Genomic DNA, 15,600 nt, shown 5'->3' on the forward strand with positions numbered 1-15,600 from the left:
CACCGCAAGGTGCCACCGCAAGGTGCCACCGCAAGGTGCCACCGCAAGGTGCCACCGCAAGGTGCCACCGCAAGGTGCCACCGCAAGGTGCCACCGCGATCGTGCCGCTCGAGGCAGGCACGATCGCGGGTGGGCACGATCGCCGGTGTCAGCGCCAGAAGCCGCGGCGGGGCTTGGGCGCTGCCAGGTCCGGGCGCAGGGCGCGGATCTCCTCGATCGCCGTCGTCGCGGTGGCGGCGTCGCCGGTCGCCAGCGCCATGACCAGGAGTCGCAGGGCCGCAACCAGATCGGGCGGGGAACCCGCCGCTTCGAGCTCGGCGGCAAGGTCGGTCGCTGTCGCCGGGTCCGGGTTGTCCAGGAGCGCGCGCAGGCGATCCAGGAAGGGCAGGACCGGATCGGGGCCTGCCGCCTTGCCCGCCGGCCTGCGGCGACTCCGGGAGAGGCCACGGGAAGCGGAGGTGGGCATCGCGCCGGGTTCGGGACGCGGGGCGCCGAAGCGTGCGGATCGCGGGGCGGCGGGCGCCGGCGGCGGGCCACCGGCCGGGGGCACGGACGGCGGGGGGCTCGCCATGGGCGCGGGCGGCGGGCCGGCGGGGGCGCTGAAGCCCGGTGCGCTGGGCATCGGGGCCGGGTAGGGGGCTCCGCCGCCCGCGTATCCGCCCGCGAAACCGGCAGGAGCACCGTAGGCGGAGGCCGGATCCGAATCGAAAGGCTCTGCGGGCGTGAAACTTCCGCGCCGCATGAAGCTCGGCTGCATGATATCGGCTTCTTCCTCGGCCGCCATCGCCCAGCCGTCGGGAGCCTCGACCGGCTGGACGACCGTGTGCTGATCGCCGGTGGTCTTGCGGCTGTGATCGACGGCGATGAAGGCGGTGAATCGGCTCAAAACGCCATGGGCGAGCGAGAACTCGACGATCCGGGCCGGGGTCACGCCGCTCGTCCCGGTGGCGTAGTCGTCCTCGAGGTCGCGCAGTCGGGCACGTGCCCACACGGCGCGCACGGCCTTGTCCTCGGTGCGCACGGGCGTGATCTTCACCGAGAACGGCTCGCCCGCAGCTGTTTTCGCGCGCACGACGACGTCACCCCTCGCGTCGCCGACCCGGCCGCCGAGCAGCAGCGGCGCGCCCTCGAACAGATCGCTGTGCGCGGGAGCGGGATCGGAGACGGGCTGCCCGTCGATCTCCACGACGACGTCGGTCAGGATCGGCGGCGCGATGCGGCGGTGGATGCCGGTGAGCACCTCGTCGAGCCGGTCCTCGGTTTCCACGAGTTCGCAGCGGCCGGCGCCGGTGTCGGCCAGGCGCTGCAGGAAGCCTGCGTTGACGGCGCGATCGATACCCAGGGTGAACACACGGGTTCCGTTGAGTCGCGGCGCGATTCGCGCCAGCACCCGATCCTCGTCGCCGATCTGACCGTCGGTGACCAGGACGAGAACCCGGTCGCGGCCCTCGTCGGCGTGCAGGATGTCGGCCGATTCCTCCAGCGGCCCGGCCAGTTCGGTGCCGCCGCGCGCCTCCAGGCCCGACAGCCAGCCCACGGCGGCGAAGCGATTGCGGTCCAGCGCGGGCACGAGCCCCTGCCCCAGACCGGTCGGGCGTTCGACGTAGTGATCGAAGGCCAGCACGGCGAAGCGATCGCGGTCGGTGAGGGTGTCGACCACCCGGGCGGCGGCCCGGCGGGCGGCCACCATCTTCCAGCCGTCCATCGAGCCGGAGCGGTCCAGCAGCACCACCACGTCACGTTCGCGGCGGGTGGCGGTCAGGTCCGGCACGAGCGTCACCTGGACGGTGTCCTCCGCGATGACCGCCGCACTGGCCAATTCGGCAGCGTTGCCCAGCGCCAGGCGCAGCACGACGTCGCGGTTCAGCCGCTCGCCCGGGTGCAGGCGGACGATCGTGGCGCCGCCTTCGGACTCGGTGGCCACGGCGTGCAGGCTCGAGCGCACCGTCACCGGGCCCAGGCCCGCCGGGTCGATGACGGCCGTCAAAGACAGTGCGACGGGCGAGGTTTGGCCGGGCAGCAGCACCGGCGGCGCGATGCGGCTGGCATCGGGAACGGCATCGGTGTCGAGCGCCGTCCCCGCCCCGGCCTGCGCGCCGTCCAGCGGCGTACCCGGGATGTAGCGCGGCGGTACCACCAGCGGGAAGCGCAGGGTGGCTTCGCCGCCGTCCACCGGCAGCGGACCGGTCAGGACCAGGGTGAGCGTGGCCTCCTCGCCCGGCTGCAGATTGCCGACCGTGGTGGTGAAGACGCCGGACCGATCCTCCTCGGCGAGCGCGGCCCGGTGGCCGACGGCGACCGCCCGGTCGTAGGCGTCGCGGGCGGCCTGTCGCTCCTGCAGTTCACCCTCGATGCGCCGGCCCGCCAGGTCCGCGGTGAACGAGGTGACCGCGGCGCGATCCGGCAGCGGGAAGATGTACACCGCTTCGATGCCGGTGCCGAGGGTATTGCGAAACACCTGGCGCACAGTGGTTGTCGCCACCAGACCGGTGACCGCCGCGTGCACGTCCATGGCCACCAGCGGCAGGCCGCCGAGCGCGCCGTCCCCGGCGTGCAGGACGCCGGTCACGAGTTCGTCGCCGGTGCGCGGTCCGGCGATACGGGTCAGTTCTTCGTCGATGACGGTGGGAATGGCGGTCATGGCGTGTTCCGTTCTGCGGCAAGGAGCCCGCGGCGTTCGAGCGTGTGGAGAAGTTCCCGGCTCGCGGCCCGGATGGCGGCCAGATCGGCGGCATCGAGGGGGCGTTCGGGAGTGAACAGGACCGTGCAACCCGGTGTCAGGTGCACGCCGACGGACATCTCGGCCGGCGCCGGAGCGACGGCCGGTGCGCTGTGCGGTTCCGGAGCCTCGGCCCAGAATCGCTTGCGCTGCTTGACTTCATCGAGGCGAGCGATCGCCTCGAGCTGGGCGTCGGTGCGCCCGAGGAGCCCGCGCTGTGCCTGCGCCAGCGTCTGCCCTTCGGCCTGCAACCGCTTGACCGCGATTACCTGTAGTAGATGCCTCCGCTCGTAGTAAGCCGTCCTTCCCCGTACATCGGCGGGCCGATCGAGTAATCCGAGCGACCCGTAGTAGCGCAGCATGCGCACGTCCGGCACCTCCCCCACCTTGCCGTTGGGCGCCTCGATGCCGAGGCGTTCCACCGCTGCCGCAGCTTCGGAGGCCAGTTCCGCGATCGTCCACTGCATGATGACACTGTCACATACAGATGAAACAGTGTCAACAACAGAGTTCGCATTGGGGTGATCGGTACCTGCCGCCCGGCAAACAGCCGGGTAGTCAGCCGATTCCGGGCCGGTCGTCCGGCGCGCCGGCCGCGGCCAGCGTCCGCAGCCGGTCCAGCCCCTTCAGGACACTGTCACGGTTACGCGCCGCCTTGATCCACCCCGGCAGGCTCGCGAGCATGGTGGTCGTGGAGCCGCCGGACCCGTGCTCACGCAGCGCCGCGCCGACGAACGCGCTCAACTCGTCGAGATGATCCGTGTTCAACGCCCAGAGCACCCGCCCCGCACACCGGGTCTGCAGCCACAACGGCAGCCCGAAGTGCGGATCGACCGGCGAGTCACCCCACAACCTGCCGAAGTACCCCTGCCCGTCCCGCTCTTTGGACCACGTCCGCGCCGCCGGGCACCCCGTACACGCGAGCCGCCGCGGTTCGTACGCCGCCCACGTCCCCGGCGCTTCGGTCCCCGGCCATCGCACACTCGTCGCCCGCCCGCCACAACCCCCGCACACCACCAGGATTCGCTCGGCGTACTGCAGCAGAAACCGCCGCTCGTCGAAATGCCGCCCCACTCCACCCATACCCCCACGATCGCGGTTCCCCCGCTCCCCCGCAACGCGATTCGACACCCCCGATATTCGGTTTCCTCCCCCGCCGCCCGCTGCTACCGTCGAAACATCGACCACGACAACAACTCCGGAAAGGCGGGAATGATGCTCGAGCTACTGACTCCACGACTCGCCCGCACCCGCCGGTTGCGCCTCCTGAGCCGCGGCACCTGACGTCTACCTCTCAGACGCCAGGGCCGCCCGCGCGAAATGCGCCGGAGCGGCCCTTTTCGTTTCGATCCTTTTTCGTTCCCGATCCCCCGTATCCCAATTGGTAGAGGAAGCCGGCTCAGACCCGGTCCAGTGCGAGTTCGAATCCCGCCGGGGGAACAGACAATTACAGGCGAACACGCCCGAACGCACCGATCAGCGCGCATCCGGTGTAGTCGGCGGGCAAACGGCCTCGCGCCAAGGCGCGGGGCCGATCAACTCGAGTGCACGGAGTCGGTGTTCTTGAAGGGGTTGAGGGTCTTTCCGGCCAGGTAGCCCAGGCCGACGGGTAGCGGCTTCATCGCGGCGGCGCCGATCTTGTTGAAAGTTCCCGGGACGCAGACCGGTTTGCCCTTCATTACCGCGTCCCAGCCTTCGGTGACGACGGCTTCGGGGCGCTGCCACAGGATTCGGGGCAGGTTGTCGGCCCGGTCGCGCGTGCCCATCACGTCGTGGAACTCGGTGCGGGTGAAGCCGGGGCACAGGGCCGTGACGTGGATGCCGTGCGGCTTCAGTTCCATGTCGAGGGACTGTGAGGTGTTCAGGACGTAGGACTTGATGCCGGTGTAGAGCAGGCTGGCGGCGGGCGGGGCGAACGCGGCCGCCGAGGACAGGTTGACGATTCGGCCCCAGCGGCGTTCCTTCATCCCGGGGACTACCAGGTGCACGAGCTGGGTTGGGGCCGTCACCATCAGCTGGATCTCGCCGGCCAGCGCATCCCAGGGAGTATCGGCGAAAGCGGTCTTGCCCGACAGACCCGCGTTGTTGATCAGGATGTCGACGTCCAGTCCCTGCTGCTCCGCGTAGTTCAGGATCGCGGTCGGCGCCGCGGCATCGGTGAGATCGGCGGCGAAGACCTCGCACCGCACACCGTGCTGGTCGGTCAGTTGGGCGGCGAGCGTCCGCAGTCGGTCGACGCGGCGTGCGACGAGTAGCAACTGGTGGCCCTGCGCGGCCAGGTGGTGGGCGAACGCCGCGCCGATGCCGGCGGACGCGCCGGTGATCAGCGCGGTGCGGGAGGTGGTGGTCATGATTCCTTCGCTCGGGACGTCGGGCGGGCGGCCGCGCAAGTCTCTTGAACGGCGCTCAAGAACCGTAGCGTTTTCTTGAGCGGCGCTCAAGATAGGGTGATGAAGTGCCCAGGAATCGAGGTCCGCAGAACCGTGAGCAGAAGCGCGAGGAGATCATCGCCGCCGCACAGCGGCTGCTCATCGAGGACGGCTTCGAGTCGGCGTCCACGGCCCGGATCGCCAAAACAGCCGGGGTCACGGTCAATACGATCTACTGGTACTTCCAGGACAAGGACGAGTTGCTGATCGCGGTCCTGGACCGCATCCTCGGCGAAGCACTCGCCACCTACGCGGAGATAGCCGACCGGCCGTTGAGCGACCGGCTGCTGTGGGTGGTCGGCCGGCTGGAACAGCTGCACGGGTTGGTCAACACCGTGCACGCGCGCGCCGCGAGCTCGCCCGCCATCGACACCTGGCATACCGCGTTCCACCAACTGGCCGACGTACTGTTCACCGACGACCTCCGCACCGCCGGTGTCGCCGAGGACGACCTACCCGCCATGTCCGCCATCGGCACCTTCGTCGTCGAAGGACTACTCACTCACCGGCGCGACGACGCGGGCAAGCGAGCGGTCATCGAGGTGCTCGTCCGTAGCCTCACGACCGGCTCTGCACTCGGAACGAACTGAAGGCGTTCCGCGACAGAGCATTTCGCTGCCCGCGACCGTCAGCGATCAGCTCGCCTGATACTCGGCGCTGCACTCACCGTTGGTGTAGTTCTGGCCCTCACCGTGGTTGAAGACGTTCAGGTTCAGCAGAATCCGGCCGGGCTTGGTCTCCACGCCGGTGATGCTCAGGATGTTGTCGGGGCCCTTGACCTGGGCGGTGGTGTTCGCCACCCCGCTCCTGCCGGTGTCGAGATTCGCCCAGTTCACCGAGAACTGCTGGTCGTAGGCGAAGTCTGTGCCCGCATCGGTGTGCAGTTTCAGGTCGATCGAGCCGTTGGCGGAGGTCGCGAAAACATCGCTGCCGGCGGGAGTCTGGAAGGGTTCCACCGGGACCGGGTAACTCATCGTGCAGACCGCGGTTCCCGGATCGTTCGGGGTGGAAAGGGCCGCGGGGGCGCCGGCGGTGGTTATCGCGAAACCGGCGATAGCGGCGATCGGCAACAGGGCCGAGCGTGTAGGGGAATTCATCGAACCGTCCCATCGAATTTCGAGGTGCATCGGATGAACATGGCCACCGGGGCGATGTGACAGCCCTCGGAAACCGACCCAAGCCTAGCTACCGAATTGAGCATTCCGCAACGGACGAATATCGAATAGTGCTATACCAGAATCGAATTCGCTCAGCAAGACCCCAACACCCGGGCGAAGAACAGTTTACGGCCGCGACCTGCGCATACGTCGCGGAGAGGAATCCAACATAGACGTCGGTGACAGAATTCGAATTCCTCGCGCATTCCGCGCTGCACGGCGAGGGCGGAGACGCTGATCGCATCGGCGGAAACGCCCCAGGGGATTTCGGACCGGACCCGCTACGCGTTCGAGTCGCCGGCATCCCGCCCACCCACCGTCCGCCGGTACTTCTCCTCGAACTCGGTGAAGGCCGCCATCGGCGCGGGTTCGAAAGGAACGCCGAACGGCTTGATCGAATTGCCGAACAGGGCGCGATCGCCGAACAGGTGGATCGGAAGCGCCAGCAGGGCCCACTCCGCGCCGAACCACCACGACCACAGGCCCGCGACCACCGCGGCGGTCACGAGGCTGTGGGAGATGTTGTAGGCGACGTAGTAGCCCTTCGCGATCCGACCGGTTCGGCTGCGGCGGAAGGCAATCGCGCCGGGCAGGTACCCGAGGACGTCGATCGCCAGGAACAACATGATGAACACCGGCCAGCGGATCTCGTGGTAGTGCAGCACCGCCAACACGGTGGCCACGGCGAAGCCCGTCAGCCATTCAGCCCGGATGACCGCGTAGGTCTGCTTCGTCTCGAATCGGTTGATCTGGTCCAGCGCCCTCACCTGCTCGCTGTCGGATGTTCGCCGACCGAGCCGGGGACCGCGGCGAGCAGGATGGGCTCCAGTTCGGCGGCCACCTGTTCGAGCGGACTCAGGGAGCGATCCACGCGGGACAGGACTATCGCGCCCTCCACGGCGGACAGCGTCAGCGTCGCAAGGGTTTCGGCGCGGGCGGCGGGGACCCCGGCGGACAGCAGGGACGTGGTCAGGGCCACTCGCCAGCGGGTCAGGATCGCGGCCACTTCCGGGTGCAGTGCGCGGTCGTCCTCGGTGCCGCTCACGGCGACGGCGATCGCGGGGCACACGGCGTGGAAATCGCTTTCCCGCAGCAGCTTTCGCCAGAAACTCAGCAGTCGTTGCAGGGCCTCGCCGGGACCGGCGGCCGCGGAGTCCTCGATGAGGGCGGTGATAGCGTCGCCCGCCAGGTTCAGGCTCTCGCTCAGCAGCTGGCGGCGACCGCCGGGGAAATGGTGGTAGACCGACCCGCGCGGGGCGCCGGTGCGGGCCAGGACGGCGTCGATGGTCACCCCGGCCGAGCCGCGCTCGCGCAGGAGTTCCACGCCGCCGACGAGCATCTTGCGTTTGGTGGAGCCGCGTTCGGCCACGGTCAATCCTGTTCTTCCGCGGCGGCTTTCACCGCGGCCAGGTTGGCGCGCATGTTGCGCTCCCATTCGGACAGGCGGTTGGCGACGATGCGCGCCTCCTTGTCCGGCATGGCGATGATGGCCACGTTCAAACCCGAGGGGCCCGGACCCATGCGGCCCCACTGCCGCACGATCACACCGGAACTGGCGAGGTCGATTTCGAAACCCCAGGTGGCACTGACGCCTTCGGGACCGTGAACCGCCCACACCCAGCGCCGCTCGGGCTCGAGCTCGATCACCTCGCACTCGGTGCTCCACTCTCCGAGTGCGTCGTGCCGGTTCGAGCCGCGGAACCGGGCGCCCAGCGCCACCCGGTCCGCGTCCCCGAGCCAGCGAACGGTGTCCAGTTCCTCGGACACGCGGGCGGGCAGGGTGATGTCGGTGAGCAGCGCCCAGGCTCGGGCGGGCGTACAGGCGACGCGCTCGGAGACTTCGACGGTCGGTTGATCGCGGTAACGCACGCTGCGGCCTTTCGGGGGTTCCCAACAACTGTTTCTATGATCTATAACATAGTCCATGGTCGCATCGGATCCACTTCGGAAATCACTGCGGGTCGGGGTCGTCGTCGAACCCCGGCTGCCCGGCGCCGCGGACTTCGCGCGGGAGGCCGAACGGCTCGGCGTCGCCTCGCTGTGGGTGCCGGAGGTGTGGGGTTACGACGCGCTGACCGGGCTGGCCTACCTCGCGGCGAAGACCGAGACGATCGGGCTGGGCACCTTCGTGGTTCAGCTCGGCTCCCGCTCCCCCGCACTGCTGGCGACCTCGGCGCTGAGCCTGCAGGAGCTGTCGGGGGGCCGATTCCACCTCGGCCTCGGCGTCTCGGGACCGCGGGTCATGGAGGGCTGGCACGGGGTCCGCTTCCACAAACCCGTGCGCACCACCCGCGAGACCATCGAGATCGTGCGCCTGATCAGTCGCGGCGAACCGCTCGCCTACGACGGCGAGATCTACACCCTGCCCCTGCCCGACAGCTCCGGCCGCGCCCTGCGCCCGCTGGTCGCACCGCGCGAGGTACCGATCTACGTGGCGGCCATGGGGCCGGCGAACATGCGACTCACCGGCGCGGCCGCGGACGGCTGGCTGGGCAACGCCTTCATACCCGAAGCCGCCGAGGTGTTCCTGGATCCGCTGCGCGAAGGCGCGAAGTCCGCCGGGCGCGATCTCACCGACCTCGATCTGGTCGCGCCCGTCGCGGTCGAGTTCGCAGAGTCCGACGCCGATGCCGCACAACGGATTCGACGCCACGCCGCGGGCTACGCGTTCACCATCGGCGCGATGGGCGCGGGCGGGCGCAACTTTTACAACGAGGCGTTCGGCCGCATGGGTTTCGGCCCGGCGGTGCGGCGGGTGGCCGAGCTCTGGGCGTCCGGCAATCGCGACGAGGCCAGGGCGGCGGTGCCGCTCGAGCTGGGCAGCCACACCAACCTGGTCGGCACGCCGGAGACCATCGCGCAGCGGATCGAGCAGTACCGGGCGGCGGGGATATCGACACTGCTGGCCAAGATGGAGACCCCGTTCGAGGAGCAGCTCGATACCCTGCGGCGGCTGCTCGAGCTGGCCCGGGCCTGACACCGGATCGGGCGCGAATAAATCGGTTTACCAACCGAATACGCGCTTGCTACCGTCATGACAACGCAACGACGAGACCTCCGAGGAGGGTGAGGCAGTGGCACGACAGCAGCGAATTCAGCGCATCCGGCTCGACGGCGTCCGTGGACGCACGCTCGTCGTAGCCCGCCGCCGAATCCGGAGTGACGCCTGAGGTCCGTGCACGGACACTCTCGGGGCCGCTTCGAGCATTCTCGAAGCGGCCTTCGCGTTTCCCGGGCGACCTCCGCCCGACTCACACCGTCCGAAACAACCACCGGCCGAACGCGACTCGACGACGAGTAGGTGCCGACGACGTCACCGGCGCGGCCGTTCGATTCGGACATCACGAGAGATACTCCCCCAGCCCCGAGCACCTCAGTGCCGAGTAGATGTCAACGACGACATTCGCCCGGGGTCCCATGCCCGTAGCTCAAACGGATAGAGCGCCTGTCTACGAAGCAGGATGTTGAAGGTTCGAATCCTTCCGGGCATACCGACTTTCGATGAAGCGTGGTGTAACGGCAGCATGGCGAGCTCTGACCTCGTCGGTCCAGGTTCGAATCCTGGCGCTTCAGCCTCCGAATCGAGCATCCGCCGGGCCGTCACAGACGGCGTGATGCGGTTCGACCCGGACAACACGCGGAGCCGACCCATCGATGGGCTCATTGCGCGCAATGTCGCATTTCAGCTGGTCCGGCGCGTATCGGGCACTAGCAGCAATCACCTTGCCGGACATGCGATTCCGCTATGATTCAGGATTCACCCGCTTCGGCTTGACGCGACTGAATAGAGATGATTCGATCTGAATCATCATGGACCCACAGAATCAGCCGCCACAGGGCGCGACCGACGCGGCAAGCGCCGCGAACGCGGTTGCGTACCAGTCGCGCCCGCGCCAGCAATTGGCGACGGAGCTGCGGCGGCTGCGGGACATGGCCGGAATCTCCGGCCGCGAACTGGCCAAGCGGGTCGGCATCAGCCAGTCGACGCTGTCCCGGATCGAGGCGGGGCAGGTGGTTCCGCCGCTACCGCAGGTGCTCGACTGGGCCGAAGCGGTCGGCGCGGCGGCGGACTGCCGGCACTCGCTACGCGCGCTCACCGAGGCCGCGCACACCCCCGAGATGCAGGACTGGGCGGCCTCGCTCGCGGAGCGCCCGCATCTGCAGGACGACGTGCGGGCCCTCGAACACGACGCGCAGGTGGTGCGGAACTTCCAGCCCACACTGGTGCCGGGCCTGCTACAGACCGCCGACTACGCCCGCCGGGTGTTCGCCACCTTCGATCCGCCCTACGCGCCCGAGGCGCTGGCGTCCGCGCTGGCCGCGCGCCTGGAACGCCAGCAGGTGCTGTACGACCCGGCCAAGCGCTTCGAATTCCTGATCACCGAAGCGGCCCTGCGGTTTCGGCCCGGACCGCATCGCATGCTGCTCGCCCAGCTGGACCGGACCATCTCGATCGAGACCCTCGACACCGTCAGCATCGGGGTGATCCCGCAGGACATCGAGGCGAGCACCACGATCCCGCACGGTTTCGTCATCTACGAGAACGAGGATCACGCGATCGCTTCCGCGGAGCCGATCGCCGGCAGTCTGGTGACCCGCGGCCCCGAACTCGTCGACGCCCATCGCCGCCGCTGGACGGCGCTCGCGCGAATGGCTGTGTTCGACAATGATGCCCGTGCATTTCTCACCGGACTCCGGGACGAAATCCACCGCATCACAACCCAATGACCATTTTCCAGCGGCCGTCGAGGGGTCGGCCGCATGTGGGGGTGGTGGTGTCGCAGCGATATTCGCTGCGACACCACCAACACACATCACTCCCCGAAATCGAATTCACCCGCGCGCACACCCGAGGTGAACGCCCGCCATTCGGATTTCGTGAACCACAGCGTCGGGCTGTGCCTGTCCTTGGAATCGCGCACCGCGATCTGTCCCTCGTGGTAGGCGACCTCGACGCAGTCGCCGCCACCGTAGCTGAAACTGCTCTTGGCGAACCTCGGACCACGGTGGTCGCCCCGAATCGTTTTGCAGTTCATGACATTTGTTCCTTCCCCCCGGAGGGTCACTCCCCATGACCCTGCACGCGAATCTCTTACGACGAACACAGTGCTATCCGAACCACCGGCCGCGCAACTGAATTCATCGCCCCGACCGCGCAGCCACATCGAATTGCTCATAACCGCAACACTACGGCGACCCACCGACATATCCGGGCGCCCGCGCGCCCTCCGGTTCAGCCCCTGGAGATCAACTCCTGCATGGCGCCCGCCACCGCGGCATCGCCCCGTTCAGACGGGTGCCAGGGGAATCCGAACAGCTCGGTACCCGGGTCGAAGATGCCGTCGACCCAGGGCTCGGCGGTACACGCCCCGTGCCCTGCAGTTACCGCTCGGCTATCGAGAAAACTCACGTTCAGTAGCGCGGCGGCTTCCCGCTGGGCCGCGTCGATCCGATCCAGGAATCCGGTGACCGCGCCGGCCCGGGGCTGCACCACGTTCACCCCGAGCACGCTCGCGCACGCGGATTCCTGTCCGGGAGTGTGAATTTCGGGGTATCCCACGAAGACGACGCGGGCGTTGGGCGCGTAGTAGCGAATGTAGGTCACCGCCTGACGGACCCGGTCGGCGTAGGCCCGGCCGGTGACGGCGTCGAGGTCCGGTGCACGCCCCTGCGCGGCTGCCTCCCGACCGCAACCGGCGAGCACATCGCTCAGGCAGGCCATCGACAGCGCGACCGGCCGCTCGGTTCCCCAGGCGTCGTTCATCCCGAGCTGGATCGCCACGGTGCGCGTGCGCGCCCCGAACGCGCCGTCGGACATGGCCCGCTTCACCTGATGCGTCAGCGTCCAGCCCGAGGTGTCGATGGTGCCGCCCTGGCACGAGGTGTCCTGCACGTCGTCCGGGGACAGCTCGAGCCGCCGGGTGAGCTGGTTCGGCCACGAGGTGGGCACGTGCGCGCAGCCGGTGTCCGCCCCGGTGTTCACCAGGTCGAGTATCTCGCCGTTGGCGGAGAAGGAATCACCGATCACCACCAGGGTCTTGCCGTCGGGCGCCTGCGCCGCGGCCTGCGGAACCACCCCGGTGAGCGCCGCCGCGGCGCCGCAGGCCGCGGTGAGCAACCGCAACCGAGCCGAACTCTTCACTAGCCGTGTACCTCTTGTCGATCCGTAGCGAACCGCCAACTGTAGCGGCGCCCGGCCCGGGCCGACGCAAGATCGAAAACTCGGGCGGCGGTCTCAGGAACCGGCCGCCACTTTCGCCAGCACCGCCGCGGTCTCGCCGCGCAGGCCGCAGGCGCGGCACTCGACGGTCGCCAGTCCCGTCAGCACCGCCACCCGGGAAACGCCGCGTACCCAGTCCATTTCTTCCATAGCGGGACGGTAGGCGAGCCCAGGGACGGGACGCGACCGGATTTCGGCGCGCTCCGGAGCGCGCCGCCACCGGCGACCGGGGCGCCGCCGAGCAGCGCCGCACGATCGCGGCCGGCGATCACTGCCGGGGGTGGGTGCAGTTCCGCAGCGACTCGAACGCGGTGTACAGGTCGTTCTCGGCGTAGATCTCCGCCTCGCCGGTGGGCACCTGGCGGCGGTGCCCGATGAGGTAATAGGACGCCAGATAGCGCAGCCCGCCGCGGGGATCGCGATCGTGCACACGGCACAGCAGGCTGGCGCAGCGGTTGCATTCGATCCACGGGACCACCAGCAGGCCCGCCAGCGGCGTCGCGCCGAGACCGAGCGCGGCGGCGTCGATCGGAGCCGCGCACTCGTCGGTGACCAGGCGGAACGCACCGTCGGGCTCGGGATCGCGCACGCACGAGGCGATCTCGTCGTGCAGCGCCGAGCGCTCGCCCCACTCCTCGGCGAGGACTTCCAGTTCCGCGCGCACCATGTCGGGGACGGGCACCCGATCCTCGAGCAGGCGTTTGGTCAGCAGCGTCAGACCGGCTTCCTGCTCACCGGCCGCGCGGCAGTCGCGAAAGCTCGCGCCGTCCTGCTCCGTGGGCAGCAGTGCCGCCAGCCGTTCCCACAGATCGGTTTCATATGCGTAATAACGGCTTTCGATTTCCACGCACGGCACACTACTGCCCCGCGCGCCGATCCCCCGCGCGCTCGGGCGCGAATCGGCATTTCGCGCGCGGCGACCGGCCGGCCGGCACGGCTTTCGGTCGGCCGCGGCCGACCCTGACGCGTTTGCCCGATGCTGACGCGTTCTGGCCTTCTCGTGTAGCGACTGCGGAGCAACACTGAATATCCACGGCGCGCCACGCGGGGCGAATCGGCAATCCGCCACCGCATGCTCCCGCGCGCCGGTCCAGGACGCACACCCGAGTCGAACCGCTTGCGAGGAGATCCACGTGCAACACTCCCGAGAACGTGCCGTTGCCTATGTGGTGGCGGCATTGGAAGCCAAGGGCACGGCGACCCGGGAAGACTTCGACGTGCACGGGATCGTGGCCACCTCACACGCGCTCATCGAGGACTGGGATTTCGCGACCATGGAACACGCCACGTTCTGGCGCATCGCCGCCAGCCACCTGCGGGCCTAGCGCGGCGGAACCGGTGCGTGCGCGTGGGCGACCACGGCCCAGCGCAGGGAGGCCCGGCGCATCGACGCCGCATCGGCGTAGCCGAGCAGCTGCGCCTGTCTACCTCTGCTGACCGGACCCGCGGTCGAGGCCGCCACGAGCCGGGCCGAGCGCGCCCGGTCCAGTTCCCGGCGCCAGGTCGTGCCCGCGTCGGCGAGCCGGCGCTGCAGTGTGCGCGGGCTGGTGGCGAGCCGGCGCGCCACCACCTCCAGCGAGACCTCGCCCTCGTCGAGGGCCTGGGCCACCGCCACGGCCACCCGTTCCGGCCACGCGGACTCGAGCGGCGGGGGTGGCGGAAGCGCCTCGGCCAGGGGGCGCAACACCGCGGCGAGCACCGGATCGGCGGTGGTGAGCGGCTGCTCCAGATCGGCGGGGCGGAAGGTCATGGCGTCGATGTCGGCGCCGAATTCGATTGCGGTGGTACCGAATACCTCTCGGTACGTATCGAGTCTTCGCGGCGCCGGGCGGCGCAGCGCGACCCGGACCGGGTTCAACGGCGCGGCCACCACGTGCCGCGCCCGGGTGAGCACGGCGATCAAGCCCCACAGCTGGGTGTAGTCGCGCGTCGCGTCGCCGCCGTCGACCATGTCCAGACGCAGCATCGGACCGCCGCCGGAATCGACGAGGTCGAAACGATGATTGGTGGTCACCGCGCTGACGTACGGGCCGCAGGTGGCCAGGCCCGCGCCGAGCGTGGGCGCGCTGGTGAACAGGTAGTCGTACAGTCCGGTCGCCTTGAGCTCGTATCGGCTCGCCACGTGCAACGCCACGTCCGGATCGTCGAGCCAGCGCGCCCCGATCTCCCACAGCCGCCAGAAGGTCTCGCTCGAGACGTGGACGCCGTTGCCGGTCAAAGTCCAGTCCGGCACCCGGCATTCGCGAATCAGCCGCGCGCGATCCAGGCCCATCTGCGTCATCTGGGAGATAACGAACCGATGCAGCAAAGTTTGATCTGTACCCAACGCCCCTCCTGCGCATCACGACTCGGATAGCCAAAGGCTATACCGCCCGGTGCATTCAGGTCGCAAGTGAGGTTGATCGCACATCGCGGAGCACGGGCCGGGCACACGGGTGCGCCCGGCCGCGGCTGTCCGCTCAGCAGAGCGAGCCGGTGCTCGAGCCACTCCCCCCGGAACCCGAACCCGCCGAACCGCTGCCGCCCGAACCCGAACCGGCCGAACCGGATCCGAAGGAACCGCTGCCGCCCGACCCCGAGCCGGCGGATCCGGTACCCGACGAACCGGGGACGGCCCAGCAGCCGCCCTCGCCCGGGCTGACGTAGTACGACATCGTGGTGTTGGTGCCGTTCTGGCGGACCTCCACCTGATACAGGCCGGATTCGGCCGGGTTCCACGGCAGGGTCGCGGTGACCTTGCCGAAGGTGTCCGCCACGGGCGTGGCCGATCCCACGACCACGTTCTCGACCAGGAACTCCACGGTCGCGAAACGATCGGAACCGGTGGTCGTCGCGACGATCGTGCAGGCCGCGCCGACCCGGCACGCCGCGCCCGGCGTCGGCCCGACCGCGGCGATGCTGTCGATGGCGGCGTGCGCGGCGCCGGCGGCCAGGGCCGAACTCGCCAGCGCGGCACACACGCCGACGCCGAGGGCGTAGCGGGACTTCGTCATTGTCTACTTCCTTCCGGCGCCGGGGGGAGCGGCGCCGGGGCGGACGGTACCAGCGGTGAGCCTGGCAGAATGACGAAATCGA

Annotated in this window: 18 protein-coding genes and 3 tRNA genes; 7 read left to right on the plus strand and 14 right to left on the minus strand. The window is 69.2% G+C overall.

Features of this window, described 5'->3' with window-relative positions; translation table 11 throughout:
• Positions 1 to 148: 148 nt before the first annotated feature.
• The 3 genes from ACWDOP_RS36475 to ACWDOP_RS36485 form a co-directional block, all read right to left on the minus strand.
• Positions 149 to 2,641: a VIT domain-containing protein gene (locus ACWDOP_RS36475; protein ID WP_456348723.1), complete on the minus strand. Its 2,493-nt coding sequence runs from the start codon at positions 2,639 to 2,641 to the stop codon at positions 149 to 151.
• Positions 2,638 to 3,186, minus strand: a complete 549-nt coding sequence (locus tag ACWDOP_RS36480; protein ID WP_454204049.1) for a MerR family transcriptional regulator — start codon at positions 3,184 to 3,186, stop codon at positions 2,638 to 2,640. Before ACWDOP_RS36480 ends, ACWDOP_RS36475 begins: the two co-directional genes overlap by 4 nt.
• 91 nt (positions 3,187 to 3,277) lie before the next feature.
• Positions 3,278 to 3,802 carry a hypothetical protein gene (locus ACWDOP_RS36485; RefSeq protein WP_456348724.1) on the minus strand — a complete coding sequence of 175 codons (525 nt, stop codon included), beginning with the start codon at positions 3,800 to 3,802 and terminating at the stop codon, positions 3,278 to 3,280.
• Positions 3,803 to 4,085: 283 nt separating this feature from the next.
• On the opposite strand from ACWDOP_RS36485, the gene ACWDOP_RS36490 reads away from it, so the two are divergent.
• Positions 4,086 to 4,159 (plus strand) — tRNA-Leu (locus tag ACWDOP_RS36490).
• Between the two features lie 95 nt (positions 4,160 to 4,254).
• On the opposite strand, the gene ACWDOP_RS36495 is transcribed toward ACWDOP_RS36490, so the two are convergent.
• Positions 4,255 to 5,070 (minus strand): SDR family NAD(P)-dependent oxidoreductase, encoded by an 816-nt coding sequence (locus ACWDOP_RS36495; protein WP_456348725.1) that lies wholly within the window; start codon positions 5,068 to 5,070, stop codon positions 4,255 to 4,257.
• A 104-nt stretch (positions 5,071 to 5,174) separates the two neighbouring features.
• Here ACWDOP_RS36495 and ACWDOP_RS36500 point away from each other — a divergent pair, with 104 nt between their 5' ends.
• The gene (locus ACWDOP_RS36500; protein WP_456348726.1) at positions 5,175 to 5,738 is read left to right on the plus strand and encodes a TetR/AcrR family transcriptional regulator; all 564 of its coding nucleotides are present in this window, start codon (positions 5,175 to 5,177) and stop codon (positions 5,736 to 5,738) included.
• 45 nt (positions 5,739 to 5,783) lie between these two features.
• Here the strand turns inward: ACWDOP_RS36500 and ACWDOP_RS36505 are convergent, their stop codons facing one another.
• From ACWDOP_RS36505 to ACWDOP_RS36520, 4 genes are all read right to left on the minus strand, one after another.
• Entirely contained in the window at positions 5,784 to 6,245 is a 462-nt protein-coding gene (locus ACWDOP_RS36505) for a hypothetical protein (RefSeq protein ID WP_456348727.1), read from the minus strand.
• Between the two features lie 341 nt (positions 6,246 to 6,586).
• On the minus strand, positions 6,587 to 7,072 hold the full coding sequence (locus ACWDOP_RS36510; RefSeq protein WP_456348728.1) for a hypothetical protein: 486 nt from the start codon (positions 7,070 to 7,072) through the stop codon (positions 6,587 to 6,589).
• Positions 7,069 to 7,674, minus strand: a complete 606-nt coding sequence (locus ACWDOP_RS36515; RefSeq protein ID WP_456348729.1) for a TetR/AcrR family transcriptional regulator — start codon at positions 7,672 to 7,674, stop codon at positions 7,069 to 7,071. The genes ACWDOP_RS36510 and ACWDOP_RS36515 overlap by 4 nt, the downstream gene beginning before the upstream one ends.
• Before the next feature lie 2 nt (positions 7,675 to 7,676).
• Positions 7,677 to 8,174: an SRPBCC family protein gene (locus ACWDOP_RS36520; RefSeq protein WP_456348730.1), complete on the minus strand. Its 498-nt coding sequence runs from the start codon at positions 8,172 to 8,174 to the stop codon at positions 7,677 to 7,679.
• Positions 8,175 to 8,229: 55 nt separating this feature from the next.
• Between ACWDOP_RS36520 and ACWDOP_RS36525 the strand changes: the two genes are divergently transcribed.
• The 4 genes from ACWDOP_RS36525 (at position 8,230) to ACWDOP_RS36540 (ending at position 11,033) form a co-directional block, all read left to right on the plus strand.
• Positions 8,230 to 9,282 (plus strand): LLM class flavin-dependent oxidoreductase, encoded by a 1,053-nt coding sequence (locus ACWDOP_RS36525; protein ID WP_456348731.1) that lies wholly within the window; start codon positions 8,230 to 8,232, stop codon positions 9,280 to 9,282.
• Between the two features lie 440 nt (positions 9,283 to 9,722).
• Positions 9,723 to 9,796: transfer RNA gene (locus ACWDOP_RS36530), tRNA-Arg, on the plus strand.
• An 11-nt stretch (positions 9,797 to 9,807) separates the two neighbouring features.
• Positions 9,808 to 9,878, plus strand: a tRNA-Gln gene (locus ACWDOP_RS36535).
• Between the two features lie 237 nt (positions 9,879 to 10,115).
• Entirely contained in the window at positions 10,116 to 11,033 is a 918-nt protein-coding gene (locus tag ACWDOP_RS36540; protein WP_456348732.1) for a helix-turn-helix domain-containing protein, read from the plus strand.
• A gap of 86 nt (positions 11,034 to 11,119) precedes the next feature.
• Here ACWDOP_RS36540 and ACWDOP_RS36545 read toward each other — a convergent pair whose 3' ends face one another.
• The 4 genes from ACWDOP_RS36545 to ACWDOP_RS36560 form a co-directional block, all read right to left on the minus strand.
• The gene (locus ACWDOP_RS36545) at positions 11,120 to 11,341 is read right to left on the minus strand and encodes a DUF397 domain-containing protein (protein WP_454204035.1); all 222 of its coding nucleotides are present in this window, start codon (positions 11,339 to 11,341) and stop codon (positions 11,120 to 11,122) included.
• Positions 11,342 to 11,538: 197 nt separating this feature from the next.
• Positions 11,539 to 12,447 carry an SGNH/GDSL hydrolase family protein gene (locus tag ACWDOP_RS36550; protein WP_456348733.1) on the minus strand — a complete coding sequence of 303 codons (909 nt, stop codon included), beginning with the start codon at positions 12,445 to 12,447 and terminating at the stop codon, positions 11,539 to 11,541.
• A 93-nt stretch (positions 12,448 to 12,540) separates the two neighbouring features.
• Positions 12,541 to 12,675 carry a hypothetical protein gene (locus tag ACWDOP_RS36555; protein ID WP_454204033.1) on the minus strand — a complete coding sequence of 45 codons (135 nt, stop codon included), beginning with the start codon at positions 12,673 to 12,675 and terminating at the stop codon, positions 12,541 to 12,543.
• A 118-nt stretch (positions 12,676 to 12,793) separates the two neighbouring features.
• The gene (locus ACWDOP_RS36560; RefSeq protein WP_454204032.1) at positions 12,794 to 13,372 is read right to left on the minus strand and encodes a hypothetical protein; all 579 of its coding nucleotides are present in this window, start codon (positions 13,370 to 13,372) and stop codon (positions 12,794 to 12,796) included.
• 286 nt (positions 13,373 to 13,658) lie between these two features.
• Here ACWDOP_RS36560 and ACWDOP_RS36565 point away from each other — a divergent pair, with 286 nt between their 5' ends.
• On the plus strand, positions 13,659 to 13,850 hold the full coding sequence (locus tag ACWDOP_RS36565; protein WP_456348734.1) for a hypothetical protein: 192 nt from the start codon (positions 13,659 to 13,661) through the stop codon (positions 13,848 to 13,850).
• Here ACWDOP_RS36565 and ACWDOP_RS36570 read toward each other — a convergent pair.
• Positions 13,847 to 14,806 (minus strand): AraC family transcriptional regulator ligand-binding domain-containing protein, encoded by a 960-nt coding sequence (locus ACWDOP_RS36570; RefSeq protein ID WP_454204030.1) that lies wholly within the window; start codon positions 14,804 to 14,806, stop codon positions 13,847 to 13,849. The genes ACWDOP_RS36565 and ACWDOP_RS36570 overlap by 4 nt on opposite strands.
• A gap of 178 nt (positions 14,807 to 14,984) precedes the next feature.
• The gene (locus tag ACWDOP_RS36575) at positions 14,985 to 15,518 is read right to left on the minus strand and encodes a hypothetical protein (RefSeq protein ID WP_456348735.1); all 534 of its coding nucleotides are present in this window, start codon (positions 15,516 to 15,518) and stop codon (positions 14,985 to 14,987) included.
• Positions 15,519 to 15,600 lie beyond the last annotated feature (82 nt).

The organism is Nocardia sp. NPDC003693 (assembly GCF_053981095.1).

Excerpts from the sequence above, each read along its gene's own strand:
- ACWDOP_RS36570 (WP_454204030.1), bottom strand. The coding sequence starts at position 14,806 with ATGACGCAGATGGGCCTGGATCGCGCGCGGCTGATTCGCGAATGCCGG.
- ACWDOP_RS36505 (WP_456348727.1), bottom strand. The coding sequence starts at position 6,245 with ATGAATTCCCCTACACGCTCGGCCCTGTTGCCGATCGCCGCTATCGCC.
- ACWDOP_RS36575 (WP_456348735.1), bottom strand. The coding sequence starts at position 15,518 with ATGACGAAGTCCCGCTACGCCCTCGGCGTCGGCGTGTGTGCCGCGCTG.
- ACWDOP_RS36475 (WP_456348723.1), bottom strand. The coding sequence starts at position 2,641 with ATGACCGCCATTCCCACCGTCATCGACGAAGAACTGACCCGTATCGCC.
- ACWDOP_RS36540 (WP_456348732.1), top strand. The coding sequence starts at position 10,116 with ATGGACCCACAGAATCAGCCGCCACAGGGCGCGACCGACGCGGCAAGC.
- ACWDOP_RS36485 (WP_456348724.1), bottom strand. The coding sequence starts at position 3,802 with ATGGGTGGAGTGGGGCGGCATTTCGACGAGCGGCGGTTTCTGCTGCAG.
- ACWDOP_RS36480 (WP_454204049.1), bottom strand. The coding sequence starts at position 3,186 with ATGCAGTGGACGATCGCGGAACTGGCCTCCGAAGCTGCGGCAGCGGTG.
- ACWDOP_RS36525 (WP_456348731.1), top strand. The coding sequence starts at position 8,230 with ATGGTCGCATCGGATCCACTTCGGAAATCACTGCGGGTCGGGGTCGTC.
- ACWDOP_RS36555 (WP_454204033.1), bottom strand. The coding sequence starts at position 12,675 with ATGGAAGAAATGGACTGGGTACGCGGCGTTTCCCGGGTGGCGGTGCTG.
- ACWDOP_RS36495 (WP_456348725.1), bottom strand. The coding sequence starts at position 5,070 with ATGACCACCACCTCCCGCACCGCGCTGATCACCGGCGCGTCCGCCGGC.
- ACWDOP_RS36545 (WP_454204035.1), bottom strand. The coding sequence starts at position 11,341 with ATGAACTGCAAAACGATTCGGGGCGACCACCGTGGTCCGAGGTTCGCC.